Here is a 20,322-nt window from a genome sequence, read left to right as displayed (position 1 = left end):
CTAGTCGCCCGTCGGCCACGGCGCAGGCCGCCCGACGAACTCCTCCAGCGCACCACGACCCTCGGCGAAGTGCGCGCTGAGGCGCGACCGCGCCGCTGCCGGCATCGAGGCGCTGGGGCGGGCGTTGTACTGCTTCGCCTCGAGGGTCTCCAGGGGGTCGATCCCCAGGAAGGAGCACAGGCCCGAGAACTCGCCTCTCGGGTCACGGAAGAAGTCCTCGCTGTACATCACGTACAGCTGATCGCGGGACAGCAGCGAGGTGTAGCGACGAAGCTGGTCGAGGTACTCCCCCCGCCCGCGGTAGGCCTGGTGCCGGTGGACCGCGCTGTAGTAGCCGGGGTCCTTCCGCATCCGGGTGACCTCCGGACGCACCCTCTCGTCCTCCAGCTCCAGCGCATCCTCGAAGCTCGCGGTCTCGAAGCCGCGGGCGTGCTCGTGCTTCCACGCCGAGTAGGCGCGCTCCACGGGGTCACGGAGCAGCGCCACCAGCTTGATGTCCGGGAGGTCGGCCGCGATGCGCTCGGCCGCCCACGGGTGGAACATGTAGTAGCCGCTCGCCTCGAAGGCGACGGGTGACTCCGGAGCGGTGCTCGCCTCGGCACGCCGCTGCAGCGGGAAGTGCGCGGCATACCACTCCGGACCACGGTGGTAGCTGACGTCGAAGTAGTTGATCCCCTTGTGGAAGGAGGGTCGGATGACGCGGGGATGCTGCATCAGGGCACGGAACAGCGACGTGGTGCCGCAGCGCTGACCGCCGATGAGCAGGAACTGCGGCTGCACCCGCTGCAGCCCTGGGACGAGCCGGCCCGTCTCGACGTAGGCCTGCCTCCCGACCCGCTGCAGCGGCGCAGGGACGCGTTGACGCAGTGCCGTCATGCGGTCCACCCCCAGCGCTCCCGGAGGTTGAACCCATACCGGTCGTCGAGGTCGGCCACGTCGTCCGCGAGCTCGCGGTGCACTCGGGCTCGATCCTCGGCCGACATGCGTGGCGCCTCGCCGCCGAACGGGACGTACAGCACCCGGTGCACCAGCGGGGAGCGCTTGACCTGACCGACGAGCTCGGCACCGTTGAGGCTCCGCACGACGTTGGCCGCGAGGCGGACGCTCCAGGCGAGCGGGACGTTGCGTGCCCGGCTGGCGGGAAGCTTGCTGTCCTCGTCGCCGTCGCTCAGATCCATCCTGTCCACCTCCAGCCAGTCCAGGACCCTGTCCAGGAACGACTGCGGGTCCGCCTTGAGGTCGTCGAACACCGCGACGTGCAGCGCCTCGTCCGGGAAGACCTCGCGGTAGTTCTCCAGCAGGGCACCGTAGCGGCCGTGCTCCACGAGCTTGGGGATCCGGTCCAGGGCCTCGCTGAAGGTCGCCGGTGCACGACCGTGCTTGCGCATGTAGAGGTAGGACGAGAAGGCACGCTCGGAAGGATCGCGCAAGGTCACCATCATCTTCGGTGTGCCCAGCACCTCGCGGATCCGCGCCGGGGCGGCCGGGTCGAAGAGATAGTCCTGGCAGACCTCGCCGACCACCCGCTCGTGGTCCGCGCCCGCGAAGAACCTGCGGTACCACTCGACCCCGCGCTGGTAGTACCGGTCGAAGAAGTACAGATCCTTGGCAGGGGTCAGGAAGATGTCCGGGTGCTTGACGAGCACCTCGTGCAACCACGTCGATCCAGCCTTGTCGGGTCCGATGTAGAGGAAGTTCGGCAACGGACCGCGAGCCCGGGTGGCGGGAGCCGACGACGTCCGGGGCTCAGCGCCGGCCGGGTCCTCACGGCGCCGGGTCAAGGTGGACAGCACGAGATAGGGCGAGGCCACGGCGCCGACGGCCAGCTGCTGCGGTCGCGGCATCGAGCCCTTCCAGGCCTCGTCCATCCGCAACGGCACCTCGCCCTGCTGGAACCTGGACGGGTTGCCCGACAGGCCATGGCTGGACGGGAGATGGGCGACACCCTCGCCGACATGGTCGAGCGCGTCGGGCGCGACATCGACCCCCAGCTCCCCCAGAGCCGTCTGGATCACCTCTCGCGGAGAGGGGATCAGGTCCTCGTAGCGCACCGTGGCGGTCCGCTCACCCAAGCGGGCCAGCAGATCGATCTCGGTCTGGCAGGCCAGCCACCGTCCGGCCGCCTCCAGCGGGGCCTGTCGGTGCATCGTCTCCCGGGCCGCCACCGAGTGAGGGCGGGCGACGTCGCGCTTGGCCTGCGACCAGGAGACCCCACGCACGTCACGGAGCAGGTGCAGCACCCTCACGTCGATACCTGACCCCCGCAACGCGAAGAGGTGGGCAGGCTGCTTGCTGGCGTCCACCACGAAGTCTGCCCCCGAGACGGTCTGGATGGCGTTGTAGAGCCGCCGGTAAGCGTCCTGGTACTCACGCCGCGCTCGAGCAAAGTCGGTGCGATGGCGCACCTTGAGGTGCAGCGGGATGTGCCGTTGCCGGGCCACCTCCCGCTGCAGCGCGGCCACCTCGGCCAACGGCGCCCGGGACCAGCCGCCCCAGCCGTAGTCGCCGACGGACGTCCAGAAGGGGCAGGCGGAGAAGGCCTGTCCGCAGCCGCACAGCTCGTCACCGGCATGGACCCGGCGGAAGATGTCGGTCACCTCACCGACGTTCACGAGGTTCGGCATGGAGCCCAGGAGTCGCTCCAGGAGGGTGCTGCCCGACCGCCCCGATCCAGCGATGTAGAGAACGTTCGGTCGGCTGTCGGTGCTCATCCGTGTCTGTCCCTCTTCCGTCGACCGCCCCACGTCAGCCGACACGTCGTGTTCTTCCGCGCAGCCAAAAATACGCGACGAGCAGCAGGAAGCCGACGAAGGCCTCGTGCGACCTGCCCAGGTAGTTCAGCATGAGCGGGAGCCAGGTGTCCCCCGCCCGCGCCGCCCGACCGAGCCCGGAGACCACCACCGGGACGAGCAGGAGGCCGACCAGGGTGGGCACCAGCAGGGCACGACCCCGCCGGGACCGGTCCAGGATCCAGGGGCAGGTCAGGTCGAGCACGATCGGCGCCAGGAAGATGAGGGCCATCATCTCGGCCGTCGCGATGACCCAGTTGACCGATCCCAGCTGCACACCGGGCTGCGGATCTCCCGCCCAGAGGCCGATCGCAACGATGATCAGCACGACCAGCGACAGTCCCAGCGGGGCCCAGCGCGGGAGCGGTCGAGGCAGGCTGGCGTACGGCACGAGCACCGCCAGCGCCAGAGCCGGCTCGTTCAGCGTGGCGATGGACGAGCGCAGCCCGTCGATCGACAGGAGTGCCAGCCCGAGTGCAGCGAAGGCCACCCCGGCACCGGCCGCTATCGACAGGCCACGGGAGCCCGACGGCAGCCGCGGCAGGCCGAACTGGATCCAGGCGGCCATGAAGAAGGCGAAGAAGTAGCCCTCGGAGTTGTAGGCGAACGTGCTCGCCGCCGCCCCGGGCAGGACCCGTGTGTGCAGCCCGAGGATGATCACCAGCATGGCCAGGCCGAGGCCACCGTAGAAGATCCAGGCCAGCCGCCGGCCGCTCTCGGTGGCTACCGGTGCCGGGCCGACCGAGACGGGCGAGCCGCTCACCGGTCGCACCCGACCTCGGAGACGGCGGCCTGCGACGGGAGCTGCTCGATCAGTTCGTTCGCCTCGCTCAGGTAGGCCGCTTCCTCTGCGGTCAGTCCTTGCTGCGACGCGGCGAGGGCGTTGTCCCAGTGCTGCAGGATCACCCCCGCACGACGGATGTCCTCGGCCGCGTCGGGGTACTGCTCCTGCAGCCCCGTCCAGATCCCGACCTGATCGCTCAGACCCACGACGGTCAGCTGCATGCTCTCGGAGACCCGGCCGTCCACCAGCGAGGCGTCGCGCTGACCCACGAAGTAGTCCCGCGTCAGGTTGCACAACGTCTCCACCTCCTGCGGCGCGGGTTCCGGCACATCCTCGTACTCGAACTCGCCGACGGCCGTGGGTTCAGCCGCTGTGGTGACGCTCACCGAGGCCTCGGGGTCCGTCTCGCCCTCGTCGGAGCCGGCGCTGTCGCCGCCGTCCGTGCCGGACGTGGGGCTCGCGCCGGCGTCGTCGGTGCCGGTGGGCTCAGCCCCCTCGGATCCGGACGGCTCTCCTGCCGCCTCGCCGGTCGTGGGAGAGGCGCTGGACGTCGCCTGGTCCTCCCCGTCGTCGGACCCGCTGCAGCCGGTGAGCAGCAGCGACCCGACCAACAGGCAGGCCGTGAGGAGCCGTGGGCGACGCGCTCGCGAGGTGGGTGGGCTCATCACCCGATTATCCGTCATGCCTCGTCAGGTGCGAGGACGAGGGTGATGACCATCGACCGCGGCGACTGGGGCGTGCTCGTCGCCACCAGGCTCGGGTAGGTACCCGGACCAGAGGTGTCGTCCACCAGCAGCGAGGACACGCGTCCACCACCGGCACCGACCTGCGTCGACCGGACCTCCACACCCGACGGGGCCTGCCAGGCCGTGGTCGAGCTCGACCGGTCCGACCAGTAGGTCACCACCGTGCGACCCGGACCAGCCACCGCGACCTCCGCACTCGGGTGCTGGGTCTGGTTCACCAGCGCCACATCGGCCATCGCCTCGATCGGGTCACCCGCGACACCGCGGTACACCGACATCGTCATGTCCGTCTTGGTCCAGTCCGTGACGTCCAGGGTGATGATCTCGTCGCTCTCCGCGCCCGAAGCCACCCGGGAGTAGACCACGACGTTCTGCGGACCGTTGTCCAGCCGCGTCACGACCTCCCACTCACCGACACCGGTCGGCGGAGCAGGGTCACGATCCTTGCTCATCACCACGTGCAGCAGGAGCAGGTCACCCTCCTCCACACCTTCAGGCACCCGCATCGACGAGGTGTTCCCGTGCGTCTGCACCGCACCACTGGTCACGAACGCCGGCGCACCCACCGGAGCATCGGAGACCGTCACCTCCTGCGAGGACGTACCCTGCGCGCCCTCGTCGTCGGTCACCGTCAACGTCACCGTGTACGTCCCGGACTCCGCGTACGTGTGCTCCGCGGTCACCCCGGTCGCCGACCCACCGTCACCGAAGTCCCACTCGTAGGACACGACCTCACCGTCCGGGTCAGCCGACCCCGACGCATCCACAGCGCAGCTCAGCTGGTCGCAGGGCGGCAGCGTGAAGGCGGCACTGGGTGCCACGTTCGCCGGGGGCGGGCTGTCACCGGGTGCGAGGACGAGGGTGATGACCATCGACCGCGGCGACTGGGGCGTGCTCGTCGCCACCAGGCTCGGGTAGGTACCCGGACCAGAGGTGTCGTCCACCAGCAGCGAGGACACGCGTCCACCACCGGCACCGACCTGCGTCGACCGGACCTCCACACCCGACGGGGCCTGCCAGGCCGTGGTCGAGCTCGACCGGTCCGACCAGTAGGTCACCACCGTGCGACCCGGACCAGCCACCGCGACCTCCGCACTCGGGTGCTGGGTCTGGTTCACCAGCGCCACATCGGCCATCGCCTCGATCGGGTCACCCGCGACACCGCGGTACACCGACATCGTCATGTCCGTCTTGGTCCAGTCCGTGACGTCCAGGGTGATGATCTCGTCGCTCTCCGCGCCCGAAGCCACCCGGGAGTAGACCACGACGTTCTGCGGACCGTTGTCCAGCCGCGTCACGACCTCCCACTCACCGACACCGGTCGGCGGAGCAGGGTCACGATCCTTGCTCATCACCACGTGCAGCAGGAGCAGGTCACCCTCCTCCACACCTTCAGGCACCCGCATCGACGAGGTGTTCCCGTGCGTCTGCACCGCACCACTGGTCACGAACGCCGGCGCACCCACCGGAGCATCGGAGACCGTCACCTCCTGCGAGGACGTACCCTGCGCGCCCTCGTCGTCGGTCACCGTCAACGTCACCGTGTACGTCCCGGACTCCGCGTACGTGTGCTCCGCGGTCACCCCGGTCGCCGACCCACCGTCACCGAAGTCCCACTCGTAGGACACGACCTCACCGTCCGGGTCAGCCGACCCCGACGCATCCACACCGAGGTCGAGCCCCGAGGAGTTCGCGGTGAAGGAGGCCGACGGCGAGACGTTGGCCGCCTCGACGCTCACCTCCTCGGTGGCGGTGCCGGTGTCACCGTCGTCATCGGTGACGGTCAGCGTCACCGTGTACGTGCCGCCCTCGGCGTAGGTGTGCTCAGCCGTCACACCGGTCGCCGACCCACCGTCGCCGAAGTCCCACTCGTAGGACACGATGTCGCCGTCGGAGTCGGAGGACCCCGAGCCGTCGGTGACGATCATGAGATCGGTCGCCTCGACGGTCAGGGCCGCCGTGGGCTCCACGTTGGCCAGCGAGACCGTCACCTCCTGCGCGACGAGGTTGGTGGCCTCGTTGTCGTCGGTGACCGTGAGCGACACGGTGTAGGTGCCGGCCTCGGCATACGTGTGGTCCACCGTGGCACCCGTGCCGGACTCGCCGTCGCCGAAGTCCCAGTCGTAGGAGACGATCTCACCGTCCGGGTCGCTGGAGCCGGTCGCGTCGAAGCTCGCCGTCAGGCTCGTCGACTCGACCGTGAACTCCGCCACCGGGCTCTCGTTCTCGAAGACGACCGTGACGTCCTGGGTGGCGGTGTCGGTCGCACCCTCGTCGTCGGTGACGGTCAGCGTGACCTGGTAGGTCCCGCCCTCGTCGTAGGTGTGCTCGGCCTCGATGCCCTCAGCCGTGCCACCGTCGCCGAAGTCCCACTCGTAGGAGACGATCTCGCCGTCGGAGTCGCTCGAGCCGGAGGCGTCGAAGGACGCGGTCAGGCTGGTCGAGGTCGACTCGAACGCGGCGACCGGGTCGATGTTGGGGACCGGTGGCGGGTCGCCCGGACCGGGGAACACCGCACGGAACGCCCAGTTGACCCCGTCCACGTCGGGACCGCTGACCACCTCGGAAGTGCCCGAGACTGACGTGCCGTCCAGGTCGATCCGGGAGAGGTTGCCGGTCGTCGCGGTCGCGAAGTAGAGCGACTCACCGTCCTGGTCGACGAAGATGCCGGCCGGGGAGGGGGCGGAGAAGCCGGCGACCGTGCGCTCGGCCGGATAGATCACGCCGCTGTCGGGACTGAAGGTCCGGTAGAACAGCTGGTTCGAGCCCGCGCGGGTGTAGTAGAGCCGGCCGTCGTCGTAGGCCATGCCGGTCAGGTTCGGGATCTGTGCGTAGAAGTTCGGCACGGTCCCACGGAACGTCTGGCCCGATCCGGTGTCGACGTTCACCCAGTCCGGGTCGTTGTAGGGGTCGATCAGGACCGGGTCGCCGTAGTCCGTGCCGTCGAAGGTCCGGCGCACGAACGTGCCGTTGGCCGTCCCGTAGAAGAGCTCGCCGTCGATCATGGTGGCCCCACGGACCTGCTGCCAGTCGATGTCGCCCGCCGGGGCCGGCTGGGCCGGGAACGGCGAGGCGCCGCCCTCGTAGTAGAGGTAGCTGAGCCCGGTGTCCTCCGCCGGAGGCTCGGTGCCGTCCGTGCGTCGCACGATCTCGATCCCGTTGATCAGCGGGTTCTCCGTGACGTGCCCGAAGACGATGTCGACGGTGCCGTCCGAGGTGATGTCGAACGACTTCATCGTGCCGACGTCGTGACCCACGTCCGCGCTGATGTCGTAGTCGTTCAGCACGGTCGAGCCCTCCAGCTGGACGTCGAAGCGCCGCTCGCCGGGGTCGTTGGTGCAGGTGCACCGGTTGGCCAGATACAGGCGGACGCTGATGTCCTCGCCGGCCGGGATCGGGATGGCCCAGGTCATCTCCGGGTCACCGTTCGGGTCCCACCTCTCGGACTCGTAGAGCGCCCTGGGCGCGGACGCCGGGACGTTGGGCGTGACCGTCGGGACCGCCCCGTAGCCCGCCGCGTTGCTGCCGCTGTTGCGCACGTCGCTCGCCGCGTCGGTGTCGGCGCGCCACGACGGGCCACCGTCGAAGGCCGGGATGGCCGGACCGCCCGCGTTCACGCGGAACAGCGCGTCCGCGCCGGCACCGGCACCGGTCTCCGCCCGGTAGACGTTGGAGGGCAGCGATCCGCTCTCACCGGCACCGAGCTCATACCCGCCCGAGAGGGGGAAGAAGGCGATGCCCGGGCGCCACTCGTCGCGGTCACCGATCCAGTTGGTGTCGTGACCGACCCACAGTCCCTGGTCGGTGGCGAGGAGAGCCTCGGCGCCTGCCCCGCGAGGGTTGCGGCCCGGGTTCCACTCGATGGGGATGCCGCTGTTGGGGTCGACGGCGCCGATGCCGGGCCGCGGCACCGCACCGGGGTTCGGCCGGTCCCGACCGTTGAGGTTGTTCATCCAGCGCTGGTGCCCACCGGCATACACCGTCGCCCCGCTCGACGCCACGCTCAGCAGCGTGTCGCCGCCGGTCTCGTCGGTCCACAGCGGGTCGACGTCCTGGCCCGTGGCCTCCGGGTCGAAGCGCGTCAGCGTGTCGCACAGGGTGCCGGGGAAGGGGCCACCGGTCGTGGCGACGGAGAAGTACTCACCGTCGGGCGAGAAGTGGACGTCACGCACGTAGGAGTCGAAGGCACCCGATGCGCAGGTGGCCTCGTAGCCGGTCGTGCGCCAGTCCGTCCGCAGCTGGGCGCTGCCGCCGGAGATGTCCAGGAGGGCGAGCTGGTCGCGGGTCAGCCCGTCGACGGTCTTGAAGTTGCCCATGACCGCGAGGTGCTGACCGGTCGGGTCGATCGTCAGCGCCTTGGGACCGACCGGCGCCTTCGCGCCGTTGGAGCCCTCGAACCAGTTGTGATTCCCAGCAACGGTGGAGGTCAGGAAGCCGTCGACCGCTCCCGTGGTCGGGTTCATCGTCACCAGCCCGCCGCGAGGCTGGTTGTTCACCATCGTGAAGGAGCCACCGACGAAGAGCCGGCCGTTGCGGAGCACGACGTCCTGGACGGCGCCGTTGGTGCGCACCGGCGTGAAGGAGCTCACGCGCGCGCCGGTCTGCGCGTCGAGCAGGAAGAGCTTGCCCGTGACGCCGTCGATGCCCTGGAACGTCCCCCCGACGTAGACCGTGCCCGGTGTCGGTCCGGGCTCGATGGCCCGCACGTCACCGACGATGCTGGGGTCGAAGCCCGTGTTGATGGCCCCGCTCGTGGCGTTGAAGGAGACGATGCTGCTCCGGCTCAGCACGGGCGAGCCGTTGCTGCCGGCCACCTCGGCGAACCGGCCGCCGGCGACCACGCTCTGGCCGGACTGCGCGATGTCGAAGACTCGGCCGTCCCGGATCTGCGGGGTCCAGTTGACCGAGGACTCGGACACGATCGAGTCGTGCGGTATGACGTCTGGGACGACCGTGGGAATCGCGATCGCGGTCGCCGCCGGCTGGGGGACCGCTGCTGCGGCCTGTGTCCCCCCGACCGTGAGCCCGACGAGGAGAGCCGCGAACATCGCGGTGGCACGTTGTGCGAGTGAGTACATGGCGATTCCACTTCGATCTGGTGTTGCGGCATGGCGCCTACGGGCAAGCCCCTGCGATCCCTGACAGACGGGAACGATACGCTGGTTTGGCGCGAATGCGAGGAATCGTTACCTGATCGTGACAATCTCGATTTTCCCCGCGTGGCTACAGGCCTGAAGGCGCCTGGCTATGGTCAAGATCGTGTCAAGACCCTCGCGAATCTGGTGTGATGGTCCCGAACACAGGAGTGACCGATGCCAGAGCACACGATGTGGATCATCCCGACGGACGGGGTGATCCCCCCGCAGGAGCCGACCATCGCCATCAGCCGTGCCCTCGGCTGCTCGGTGGTGTCGGTCGCGCCTGGGGGCCTGCAGGAGCGCATGTCCGCGGAGCAGCCGACCACCGCGGTGATCCATGGTGGGTGCTTCTCGACCGCCATGGTCGAGGCCCAGCGGTGGCTGAACCAGGGACGGGTGCCGACGCTCATCCTGGCCGAGAAGCTGACCGAGCAGCACGAGGCCTTGCTCCTGGGGCGTGGGGCCAAGGACGTCATCGGCCTGCCCGTGTCCGAGACCCGGCTGCGGAGTCGGCTCGAGGTGTTCGTGCGCAACTACGCCGACCGTCCGCGGCACGAGCTCCATGAGGAGTCCCTCGCCGACGTGCACCTGGACCTGCAGGGACGCTTCGTCCTGGCGTCGGGGGTGCCGGTGGCCCTCACCCGCTCGGAGCTGGACCTGCTGTCCCTCCTGGCCGATCAGTCCGGCCAGGTCGTGTCCCGCCGCGACCTGGCGACCGCCCTCGGCAAGGCGCAGCTGAGCGACCGCGCGCTGGAGTCGCACATCAGCAGGCTCCGCCTCAAGTTCCAGGCCGCCGGCTCCAAGCGTGTCATCGAGTCCGTCCGGGGCCAGGGCTACCGACTGATCGGCACGACCGAGGTCGTGTAGAGACCAGGCCTGAGGGTCAGGCCCGCTGGTCCTTCGCCCACAGGCCGGTCAGGCCCCGGAAGTGCGCGATGAACTTCTCGTGCTCGTGCTCGGGATAGTGCCCGCGCACGGTGTCGACGAGCAGCCGGTCGAAGTCGTCCGAGCCGACCCAGTCCAGCACCCGCTCGGGCAGGTGCGGCAGGTGCTTCTCGCACCACTCCCAGTAGCGGTCGGTCTCGAACTCGGCGTCCGCGAGCTCGCGGTAGCCCTGCATCTTCTCCTGGTAGGTGCGGTCCGGGTCGTCACCGATGGCGAAGTAGTCACGCGGGTTGCGCACCCCGATCGCCGACTTGCGACCGGTCACCAGGCAGTAGGTGGACCAGCGCACCAGCGCCGTGATGGCCCAGGGGAAGTAGTAGTGCAGCGAGGTGATCGCCACGTCGGGGCAGGCGTTGGCGTAGTCGATCGGGTAGACCTCGTCGCCCGCGACCAGCATCTCGGCCGAGTTGAACTCCCAGCCGAAGAAGGCGTTGACGACCTTGCTCACCGTCTCGGCCTCCCACCCTGCCTGGGGTGACAGGAAGTCGTGCGTGACGGCATACCTGTCGTGCATCGGCTCGTCCGGGCGGAAGTCCATGACCATGGTCTCCGGACCGATCGTGAGCGCCCGGGCGAACTTGTCGTAGTCGACCGTCGCCTGCAGGTGCATGAGCATGTTGCCGGACTCGTCGTAGGCCTTGTGCAGCCCCTCGACGTCCTTGACCTTGGAGACCCCGCGCCAGCCGCCACCGTCGAACGGCTTCATGAAGAGCGGGTAGCCGATGTCGGCGGCGATGGTCTCCAGGTCGAAGGGGTCGTTGTACTTGCTCGAGGTGTAGGCCCAGCGCACATTGTCCACCGGGTTCTTGTAGGGCACCAGCACCGTCTTGGGGATCTTCATGCCCAGGCGCAGCATCGCCACGTAGGCGCTGTGCTTCTCCATCGACTGGAACGTGAACGGGCTGTTGAGCAGGTAGGTGTCGTTCATCAGCGACGTCTTCTTCAGCCACTCGCGAGGGTGGTAGTACCAGTACGCGAGCCGGTCGATGACCAGGCCGTGCCGCACCGGGTCGGTCAGGTCGAAGGGATGGATGCGCACCCGCTCGCTGGTGATGGAGTGCGTGGCACCATCGGCCTCCACCGGCCCGACGAGCGACAGGATGGACTCGAAGGCGCGGGGCCAGTCCTCCTCCGCGCCGAGCAGCAGACCGATCAGGTGGGTGCGCACGTCGTTGCCCATGGTCGGAACGTTAGCGCTTCCCGGTCCTCGCGTCAGGAGGGGTCCGTATGCCCGCGGCCGGCCGGTGATCGACAATGCAGGGGTGCTCTCCCCCGGACCCGGTCGCCTGCTCCGCCTGCTCGCCGACGCCGAGGCGGTGACGTGGGCGCTGCTGCTGCTCGGCATGACGCTGAAGTACCTCACCCGCACCACCGACCTCGGCGTGAGCATCGCCGGCCCGGTCCACGGCTTCGTCTTCCTGGCCTACTGCGTCGTGGTGCTGGTGGTGGGCGTGGACCAGCGGTGGGGCGCCCGGCGGATGGTGCTCGGGCTGGCCAGCGCGGTGCCGCCGTTCACCACGATCCCCTTCGAGCGGTGGGTCAGGCGTCGTGGGCTTGCCGGTGAGCGGTGGCGGCTGCGCGAGAGCGGTGCCAGGACGGCGGTCGAGCGCGCGCTCGCGGCCGTGCTCCGCCGCCCGTTGCCCTCGGCCGTGGTGGCGCTGCTGGTCGTCGGTGCCGTCTTCAGCGCCCTGCTGGCGATCGGCCCTCCCGTCGGCTGACCTGCCGGGCTCCCCCCAGGGCTCCCCCGCCACGGGCATACCCCTGGCCACCGCGGTCGGTAAGCGTGGCCCTGGCAACCTCTAGCCACCGCGGTCGTTATGCGCGCCCCTGACAACCTCTAGCCACCGCGGTCGGTGCCAGCAGGGAAGTCACCGCGGTGGGAAAGTGTCGCCGGAGCCACACGAAGCCACCGCGGTCGGTATGCCTGTGGATGACTTCGGCGCCCGGTCGGTCCGAGCAGCCACTCTGGAGCCCATGAGAAAGGTGACCTCGCGCCGCCAGGCACTCGCGGACGGCATGACGATCGCGCAGATCCGGCACCGACTGGACAAGCACTCCTGGCAACAGGTCTTCCGAGCGACGTATGTGACCCACACCGGGCAGGTCACATGGCTCGAACGCGTCGAGGCGGCGGTCTTGGCGCGCGGGGCTGGGGCAGTCGTCAGCCTGCGCTGCGCCTTGCACCTGTGGGACCTGACGTCGGACCAACCAGCCATCATCACGCTGGCGGAGCACTTCGACACGCACCGCACCAGCACGTTCACGGGCGTCAAGACCCGTCGGCGTCGCCGGTTGACGGTGGCACGGCGACACGGACTTCCGTTGACCACGCTGCCGCAGACCATCATCGACGTCATCGCCCTCCGCCCGAACGACATCGACGGTGCCATGGCGCTCATCACGCGTGCCGTCTCCTCACGCAAGGTCACCGTGGCTGAGCTGCGCGCCGAGCTCGTGCACCATCCACGTCACCCCGCACGCGATGTGCTCACGGAGGCCCTGATGGCCGCCGAGGACGGGCTGGGTAGCGCCGCCGAGGCACGCTACGTCCGCGATGTCGAGACGGCGCACGGCCTTCCGCGCATGTGCCGTCAGGATCCGATCGGCGGCGCGGACGGTCGCGCCCTCGGACGGACCATGGATTTCCGTGACCGTGCGCGGGCGCTGGGCGTCGAGATCGACGGCGCACTGTGGCACCGGGAGAAGCAGCTCGCTGACCGGCGGCGCGATCGAGAAGCCGTTGGGGAGGGTGGCGTCGTGCTCCGAGCCGGCTGGGTCGAAGTCGTGAGCGATCCGTGCCGGCTCGCCGCCGACGTGGCCGCTGCCCAGCAGGCGCGAGGCTGGACGGGGTCACCCAGGCCCTGCGGGCATACCTGCGCGATCGCCCTCGACTCCCGGTGGGCACGGTCTGGGTGACCGCGCCCACCGCGAGCGGCCCTGACCGCGGTGGGAAGGTGTCGTCAGGGCAGCACGAACCGACCGCGGTCGGCTCCAGGGGGATAGTCACCGCGGTGGGAACGTGTCGCCAGAGCCACACGAAGCCACCGCGGTCAGCCCCGGCAGGGAAGTCACCGCGGTGTGGGAACGTGTGGCCAGAGCAGCACGAAGCCACCGCGGTTGGCGCGGCAGGGAAGTCACGCGGTGGGAAGGTGTCGCCAGGGCAGCACGAACCGACCGCGGTGGGCGTGGTGGCCTCACCTGCAACGGAGAGCACCCCGGGGGGTCAGCAGAAGCGGGGTAGGTGGTGGGCGAGCTGCTTGCGCCACCAGGGCCAGTCGTGCGCGCTGTCGTGGCCCCACAGGTCGAGCTCGTGCGGTATGCCCTTCTCCGCCAGGATCCCGGCCATCATCTGCGCGCCGGGCAGCGACCGGGTCGGGTGCACCTCGAAGGCTCCCTGCCCGGCGACCAGCAGGATGTTGGCGTGCTCGCGCACCCACTGCAGGTGGTCGCCCTCCATGCCGGACACGTATGCCGTGGGGTTGGCGAAGTAGGTCGCCTCACCCAGCTCGCCCCACCCGTGCCAGGAGCTGGGGTCGAAGTTGCCGGACAGGCTGATGCCCACCCCGAAGACGTCCGGCCGCTTGAGCGCGAAGTTCACCGCGTGGAAGCCACCCATGCTCGCCCCGACGGTGACGATGCTCGCGTGGCCCGGTGAGTCCTGGTCGATCAGGGGCACCACGGTGCTCAGGATCCAGCGCTCGTAGCCGCCGTGCCGGCGGGCCCGCTCCTCGGTGGGCAGGCTGTTGTCGCTCCACGTCAGGTGGTCGAAGGAGTCGACGCAGTAGAGCTTGACGCGACCGCCCTCGAGCAGGTCGGCGATGCCGTCGAGCATCCCGTTGTTCTCGAAGTCCCAGGCCCGGCCCGCCTCGGAGGGGAAGACCACGACCGGCCTGCCCCAGTGGCCGTAGCGGATGATCGCGCCGCGTCCCACGCCCTCGGTGTCGAGATCGATCTGCTCGCGCTCCATGGCTCTCCTTCGCCCAACTCGACCGTCGGCCGGACCCGACGTGGGGGCAAGCCTGCCACACCTCATACAGGCAGCACCGCCCGTTCACAGCGGGCACATAGCCCCGCGCCGCGCAATGGAGGGACGACGCACCGCACCACCCACGAGGAGCCCTCATGAACGCCCTGATCCTGCCCGCCGTCGACCTGGTCGCGATCATCCTGCTGACCTTCGCGATCTACCTGCCACGGCACCGCCGCACCGAGCTGGTGCCGGCCTTCCTCGGGGTGAACGTCGGGGTGCTCGCCGTGAGCATGGCGCTCACCTCCTCGGCCGCCACGATCGGTCTCGGCCTGGGCCTGTTCGGCGTGCTGTCCATCATCCGGCTGCGCTCGAGCGAGCTGAGCCAGCGCGAGATCGCCTACTACTTCGCCTCGCTGGCGCTGGGCCTGCTCGGCGGCATCGGCGTCACCAGCCTGCCGATCGGTGCCGGCCTCATGGCCCTGGTGGTGCTGGCCCTCGCGATCGGGGACCACCCGCTGGTCTCCGGGCGGCAGGCAGAGCTGCGGCAGCAGCTGGTGGTGCTGGACCATGCGGTGACCGACCCCGACGACCTCGTCGCGCGGCTGCAGACGTTGCTGGGCGGGGAGGTCGTCAGCACCCGCACGGTGCGCCTGGACCTCGTCGACGACAGCACCCACGTCGAGGTCGGCTGGATGCCGTCGGCCAGCACCCGCAGGACACCCGCGGCGGCGACCACGACGTCGGTCTCGACGCGCGAGGCGGTGGCCCGATGACGCCGCTCGCCTCGCTCGCCCCGATCAGCCTCACCGACCTGGTGGCCGAGTCGGCCCTGCTGACCCGGGTGGACCGCAAGTACCTGCTCGCCCGGCACGACCTCGACGACGCCCTGCTCCACCTGCCCACCGGCACCAGGGTGCTCGAGATCGACGGGCGCCGGTCGCAGCGGTATGCCTCGACCTACTTCGACACCGGGGACCGGGCCAGCTACCGCTCGACCGCGACCGCCCGCCGTCGCCGGTGGAAGGTCCGCACCCGCTCCTACCTCGACACCGGCACCTGCTGGCTCGAGGTCAAGACCCGCGGTCCGCGCGGCACCACGGTCAAGGCACGCCAGCCGCACCCGGTCGGTATGCCGTCCGCACTCACCGCGGAGGCGACCGGCTTCGTGCAGCGCACCCTCGCGGGGTGCGGGGTGCCGGTCCCCCGCACCGGGTGGAGCGGCGCGCCCGCGCTCGACACGGCATACCGGAGGACGACGCTGGCGCTGCCCGACGGCGCCCGCGCCACCGTCGACACCGCCCTGCGGTGGGTCGCACCTGACGGCACGGTGCTGGCCCCCGAGGGCGTGGTGATCGTCGAGACCAAGGGCGGCTCGACGCCCTCCGGCCTGGACCGCCGGCTCTGGGCCGCCGGCCATCGCCCGGTCCGGATCAGCAAGTTCGGCACCGGCCTGGCCCTGCTCGACCCCACGCTGCCCGCGCACCGCTGGCACCGCCTGCTCACCACCGCCGGTCCGCTGGCCGGCTGACCCCGCACCACCACCCGCACCACACCGAGGAGAGACCATGACCATCCGCACCCGGCTCCGCACCACCGCCGCCAGCCTCGCCGTCGCCGCGCTCATCGCCGGCTGCGGCATCCAGGAGACCTCCAGCAGCACGGCCGCCGGCACCACCGTGGCCACGACGACGTCGAGCACCGAGCGCACGGAGGAGGCGACCAGCAGCACGGGCGCCCAGGAGGCGAGCGACGAGTCCACGACCGAGGAGCCCATCGGGGTCGTCGGCCTCACCACCCACGCGGACGGCGACGAGGCCGACGACGACGAGCAGAGCGCGGTCGCGGTCGCCCTGGCCGACGGTGCTGGCACCACCGCCGACAACGGCGTCCAGGTGACCACGACCGAGGAGGGGACCGACCTGGTCACCGTCACCGAGGCCGGCACCTACGTCCTCTCCGGCACCCTCGGCGACGGTCAGGTCGTCGTGGCCGTGCCCGAGGAGGAGGACGTCACCGTCGTGCTCGACGGCGTCGACATCACCAGCTCGCTCGGGCCGGCGCTGCAGGTCAGCTCCGCCGAGGACGCGACCGTCGTGCTCGCCGACGGGTCGGACAACTCGCTGACCGACCCGGAGACCTACGCCCAGACCGACGCCGGCGTCGACGAGGAGACCGGCGAGGAGGTGGACGCCCCCAACGCGGCGCTCTACTCCACCGCCGACCTCACCATCGCCGGCGACGGCTCGCTGACCGTCCAGGGCAACGGCGGCGACGGCATCACCAGCAAGGACGGCCTGGTGATCCTCTCCGGCGACCTCGACGTGATCGCCGCCGACGACGGGATCCGGGGCAAGGACTTCCTCTCCGTCCAGGGCGGCACCGTGACGGTCACCGCCCAGGACGACGGGCTGACGTCGGACAACACCGAGGACGGCACCGGGATCATCGCCCTCTCCGGGGAGGACACGACGGTGAGCGTCGCCGCCGGCGACGACGCGGTCACGGCGGAGAACGTCATCGACCTCGTGGGCGGCACCCTCACCGTCAGCGGGTCCCTGGAGGGTCTGGAGTCGGCCCGCATCATCGTCGAGGGAGGCAGCACCGACGTGACCGCCACCGACGACGCGCTCAACGCCGTGTCCGACACGATCACCCCCTCGGTCGAGATCAGCGGCGGCTCGCTGACCCTGACCTCCGACGGCGACGGGCTGGACTCCAACGGCGTGGTCACCATGACCGGAGGGACGGTGGTCGTCAACGGACCCACCATGGACGGCAACGGTGCGATCGACGTCGACGGCGACTTCCTCGTCTCCGGCGGCACGCTCACGGCCCTCGGCAGCGCCGGGATGATGATGGCACCGTCCACCGACAGTGACCAGGCCTCGATCGCCGCCGCCCTGTCGGGCGTGGTCGCGGCCGGGCAGACGCTCACGGTCACCGACGCCCAGGGCTCCGTGGTCGCCGAGGTCCCGGTGACCAAGGACACCGCGTCGCTCGTGCTGTCCACCACCGACCTGGAGGCGGGACAGACGTATACCGTCAGCGCCGGCGACACCGAGCTCGCCTCCACCACGGCCGGCGAGTACGCCCTCGGCGGGATGGGCGGTGGCCCCCGACCCTGATCCCGCGAGCGCCATCTGCCTCCTGCACCTGCCTGACGGAAATCAGTCTTGAGGATGACGCCCCGGTCTGGTGACACCATCAGACTGGGGCGCGTGCAGTTCAGAGGTCACGTGCGTGTCGTGGAGGGTGATGCAGAGGGACACTCGGGCCGGACCCTAGGTCAGGCCGAGCTGGTCACCCCGGAACACGCCGTGATGCGGGTGGGCGACAGGGAGCCCACCCCATCCCTTCCGCTGCATGTCGTGCTCGTCCCTGTCGCGGCAGGGGGCGACAGGGACGAGCACGACCGCATCGACGTGGTCGAGGTGCTGACGGCCCAGGACGGCGAACGGATGATCGCGCTGAGGTTGGCTCGCGCGGTCGCGCTCGCTCGACCAGGGCGGGCCACACCGGCCTCGTCGATGCAGCTGGTGTCCATGGATGCCGATCGGGCCACCACGGACAACTGGTTCTGTCAGATGTTCCCCCGGTTCTGCCGCTAGGTTGGGTTCCCTTCCCGCCCCATCGGCCCGACCAAGAGAGAGAGCGACCGTGACCAGCTCGACCTCTGGCCCGCCAGACATCCCGCATGGACGCCGGTGGCGGCTGCTGATCAGAGGTTTTGGCGTGCTCGCCATCGTCCTGGCCACGATCTTCGACCTCGGCACGACCGGCGTGCTCATCGACGACCTGGCCCTCGCCGGTGGTGGCACCGCACCCGCGTGGCTGATCGCCCTCCTCGTGCTGGTGATGAGTGTCGTGCTGGCGCTCCGCTATCGCTTCCCGGTGCCGTCCTTGGTCATCGTCGGGGTCATCACCATCGGCCTCACCCTCGCCCTGGAGTACGGCCAGCCCATCTTCTGCCTGCTCGTCGCGATCCACGCGGCCGCCCGACGTGGGGGGCTCCTGCGCTGGTGGGGCTCGCTGGTGGTGGGCCTGGTCCAGGTGCCGCTCATCGTGCGCAACGTCGCCAAGTCCTTCACCGCCCCCGAGTTCGGTGACTACCTGTCCTCGACGACCTTCTTCGCGGCGCTGGTCCTCGCGGCCTGGGGCTCCGGGACGGTCGAGCGCTACGCACAGCGACGCGCCACCGCACTGCACGGTGAGATCGACGTGCGCGCCGAGCAGGCCGCGCAGGCCGAGCGCCACCGCATCGCCCGGGAGCTGCACGACATCGTCGCCCACTCGGTCAGCGCCATGATGATGCAGGCCGCCGGCGCCCGCGCCATGAGCCAGTCGGTGGGCCGGGACCTGCCGGAGGACGCCAGGGTGGACACCATCCAACGCGCCCTGGGCACCATCGAGACGACGGGCGCCCAGAGCATGCGCGAGCTGCACCGCCTGCTCGGCGTGCTGCGGGACGAGGAGGGCGAGCCCCGCGCGGGCGAGCTCGACCGCGACCTCTCCCCCAGTGCCCAGCCCGGCCTGGACGACATCGAGGCTCTCGTGGAGGTGCCCCGCAGCAGCGGTCTCATCGTCGAGGTCCACCGGTCCGGCACCCCGCAGGAGGTCGACCCCTCGGTCGGCGGCGCGGCATACCGAGTGGTGCAGGAGTCGCTCACCAACGCGCTCAAGCACGCCGGACGGGGAGCCCTGGTCGACGTCTACCTCGCCTGGCAGGGCAGCGAGCTCCAGGTGCAGGTGCGGTCCCGCGCGAGCCACGGCGCCCGACCCGCCACCCCCAACGGAGGCACCGGGCTGCGCGGTCTGCGCGAGCGCGTCGGGCTGGTCGGCGGCAACTTCGACGCCGGCTGGTCGGGCGAGGAGTTCGTGAGCACCGCCGTGCTCCCGGTGCGCCCGCCGAGCTCCGGTGGCCCGCCGTCGGAGTCCCGTAGCACCCGCAACCGGGCCGAGCCGGAGTGAGCATCAGCGTCGTCGTCGCGGACGACCAGCGGGAGGTCCTCGAGGGTCTGGAGATGCTGCTGGGGGTGCACGACGACATCGTCGTGGTCGGCCTGGCGCGGGACGGTGCCGAGGCGGTCGAGCTCACCGCCAGCACCCGACCCGACGTGGTCGTCATGGACATCCGGATGCCGGGGATGGACGGGATCCAGGCGACCCGCCTCATCGTGGAGCAGGGGGCCGACCGGGCGACGGTCACCACGGTGCTCGTGCTCACGACGTTCGACCACGACGACGCGCTCTACGGCGCTCTCCGGGCGGGGGCGTCGGGCTACATGCTCAAGGACGCGGCTCCCAGCCGGCTGCCGGACGCGATCCGGCAGGTGGCGGCCGGCGAGTCCTGGATCGACCCAAGCGTCGCCGGCAAGGTGATCGAGACGCTCCGGGAGACGGCGCCCCGGGACGACCACGGGCTGCCGAGCCTCGACGCCCTTTCCCCCCGCGAGCTCGAGGTGCTGACTCTGATGGGCGACGCACCCTCCAACAAGGACCTCGCCCAGCAGCTCTTCGTCTCCGAGGCGACCGTCAAGACGCACATCTCCCGGCTGCTCATGAAGACCGGCAGCGCCGAGCGCTCGCAGCTGGTGGCCCTCGCCTACAAGTCCGGCCTCGTCCAACCCTGACCTACGACCGACCGAGCGTCGCCTGTGGTTATCCCTGGCCCCACCGAGCGTCGCTTGTGGTTGCCCTCGGCCCGACCGAGCGTCGCTTGTGGTTGCCCTCGGCCCGACCGAGCGTCGCGAGTGGTTGGCTCAGACTCCAACAGCGCCGCCGGCTCGCCCCCAGGTCGATCGCGAGACAACCACAAGCGACGCCCGGTGACAGGAGAAACAACCACAAGCGACGCCCGGTGACAGCTGGGACAACCACAAGCGACGCTCGGTGGGACGAGTGGCATACCAACTTTGTCGGGTCCGGCGGGAGGACGGCGAGCCCTGCCGGG

The 20,322-nt window shown here is 70.2% G+C and carries 16 protein-coding genes; 9 read left to right on the top strand and 7 right to left on the bottom strand.

The features are described 5' to 3' along the window. Genes FXF60_RS14900 through FXF60_RS16695 form a run of 5 tightly spaced genes read right to left on the bottom strand, consistent with a single transcriptional unit; the run spans position 1 to position 9,397 of the window. Positions 1–876, bottom strand: a complete 876-nt coding sequence (locus FXF60_RS14900; protein ID WP_151526763.1) for a sulfotransferase domain-containing protein — start codon at positions 874–876, stop codon at positions 1–3. Continuing rightward, complete coding sequence (locus tag FXF60_RS14895) at positions 873–2,711, bottom strand: sulfotransferase family protein (RefSeq protein WP_151526762.1); 1,839 nt, start codon at positions 2,709–2,711, stop codon at positions 873–875. The genes FXF60_RS14900 and FXF60_RS14895 overlap by 4 nt, the downstream gene beginning before the upstream one ends. A gap of 34 nt (positions 2,712–2,745) precedes the next feature. Further along, entirely contained in the window at positions 2,746–3,552 is an 807-nt protein-coding gene (locus FXF60_RS14890) for a hypothetical protein (protein WP_151526761.1), read from the bottom strand. Next, entirely contained in the window at positions 3,549–4,238 is a 690-nt protein-coding gene (locus tag FXF60_RS14885; protein ID WP_151526760.1) for a hypothetical protein, read from the bottom strand. The genes FXF60_RS14890 and FXF60_RS14885 overlap by 4 nt, the downstream gene beginning before the upstream one ends. A gap of 14 nt (positions 4,239–4,252) precedes the next feature. Then, entirely contained in the window at positions 4,253–9,397 is a 5,145-nt protein-coding gene (locus FXF60_RS16695) for a PKD domain-containing protein (protein WP_202879655.1), read from the bottom strand. Between the two features lie 234 nt (positions 9,398–9,631). Between FXF60_RS16695 and FXF60_RS14860 the strand changes: the two genes are divergently transcribed. Next, complete coding sequence (locus FXF60_RS14860) at positions 9,632–10,324, top strand: winged helix family transcriptional regulator (protein ID WP_151526759.1); 693 nt, start codon at positions 9,632–9,634, stop codon at positions 10,322–10,324. A 16-nt stretch (positions 10,325–10,340) separates the two neighbouring features. Here the strand turns inward: FXF60_RS14860 and FXF60_RS14855 are convergent, their stop codons facing one another. Further along, complete coding sequence (locus FXF60_RS14855) at positions 10,341–11,582, bottom strand: ATP-grasp domain-containing protein (protein ID WP_151526758.1); 1,242 nt, start codon at positions 11,580–11,582, stop codon at positions 10,341–10,343. Between the two features lie 82 nt (positions 11,583–11,664). Between FXF60_RS14855 and FXF60_RS14850 the strand changes: the two genes are divergently transcribed. Next, complete coding sequence (locus tag FXF60_RS14850) at positions 11,665–12,120, top strand: DUF3817 domain-containing protein (RefSeq protein WP_238335878.1); 456 nt, start codon at positions 11,665–11,667, stop codon at positions 12,118–12,120. Between the two features lie 298 nt (positions 12,121–12,418). Then, the gene (locus FXF60_RS14845) at positions 12,419–13,318 is read left to right on the top strand and encodes a PDDEXK family nuclease (protein WP_151526756.1); all 900 of its coding nucleotides are present in this window, start codon (positions 12,419–12,421) and stop codon (positions 13,316–13,318) included. 307 nt (positions 13,319–13,625) lie between these two features. On the opposite strand, the gene FXF60_RS14840 is transcribed toward FXF60_RS14845, so the two are convergent. Next, a complete protein-coding gene (locus FXF60_RS14840; RefSeq protein WP_151526755.1) occupies positions 13,626–14,369 on the bottom strand; it encodes an esterase family protein in 744 nt (247 codons plus the stop codon). 155 nt (positions 14,370–14,524) lie between these two features. Here FXF60_RS14840 and FXF60_RS14835 point away from each other — a divergent pair, with 155 nt between their 5' ends. From FXF60_RS14835 to FXF60_RS14810, 6 genes are all read left to right on the top strand, one after another. After that, on the top strand, positions 14,525–15,145 hold the full coding sequence (locus tag FXF60_RS14835; protein WP_151526754.1) for a DUF4956 domain-containing protein: 621 nt from the start codon (positions 14,525–14,527) through the stop codon (positions 15,143–15,145). Then, positions 15,142–15,900 (top strand): polyphosphate polymerase domain-containing protein, encoded by a 759-nt coding sequence (locus FXF60_RS14830; RefSeq protein WP_151526753.1) that lies wholly within the window; start codon positions 15,142–15,144, stop codon positions 15,898–15,900. The genes FXF60_RS14835 and FXF60_RS14830 overlap by 4 nt, the downstream gene beginning before the upstream one ends. Positions 15,901–15,937: 37 nt before the next feature. Then, positions 15,938–17,497, top strand: coding sequence for a carbohydrate-binding domain-containing protein (locus FXF60_RS14825; protein WP_151526752.1), 1,560 nt, complete (start codon positions 15,938–15,940; stop codon positions 17,495–17,497). Positions 17,498–17,590: 93 nt separating this feature from the next. Then, positions 17,591–17,980, top strand: coding sequence for a hypothetical protein (locus tag FXF60_RS14820; RefSeq protein WP_151526751.1), 390 nt, complete (start codon positions 17,591–17,593; stop codon positions 17,978–17,980). A gap of 124 nt (positions 17,981–18,104) precedes the next feature. Beyond that, positions 18,105–19,340, top strand: coding sequence for a sensor histidine kinase (locus tag FXF60_RS14815; protein ID WP_192796765.1), 1,236 nt, complete (start codon positions 18,105–18,107; stop codon positions 19,338–19,340). Continuing rightward, entirely contained in the window at positions 19,337–20,002 is a 666-nt protein-coding gene (locus FXF60_RS14810; RefSeq protein ID WP_151526749.1) for a response regulator, read from the top strand. The genes FXF60_RS14815 and FXF60_RS14810 overlap by 4 nt, the downstream gene beginning before the upstream one ends. Positions 20,003–20,322: the final 320 nt, after the last annotated feature.

The organism is Serinicoccus kebangsaanensis, from assembly GCF_008919445.1.
GTDB classification, from domain to species: domain Bacteria; phylum Actinomycetota; class Actinomycetes; order Actinomycetales; family Dermatophilaceae; genus Ornithinicoccus; species Ornithinicoccus kebangsaanensis.
This window is presented reverse-complemented; position numbering and strand designations above follow the sequence as displayed.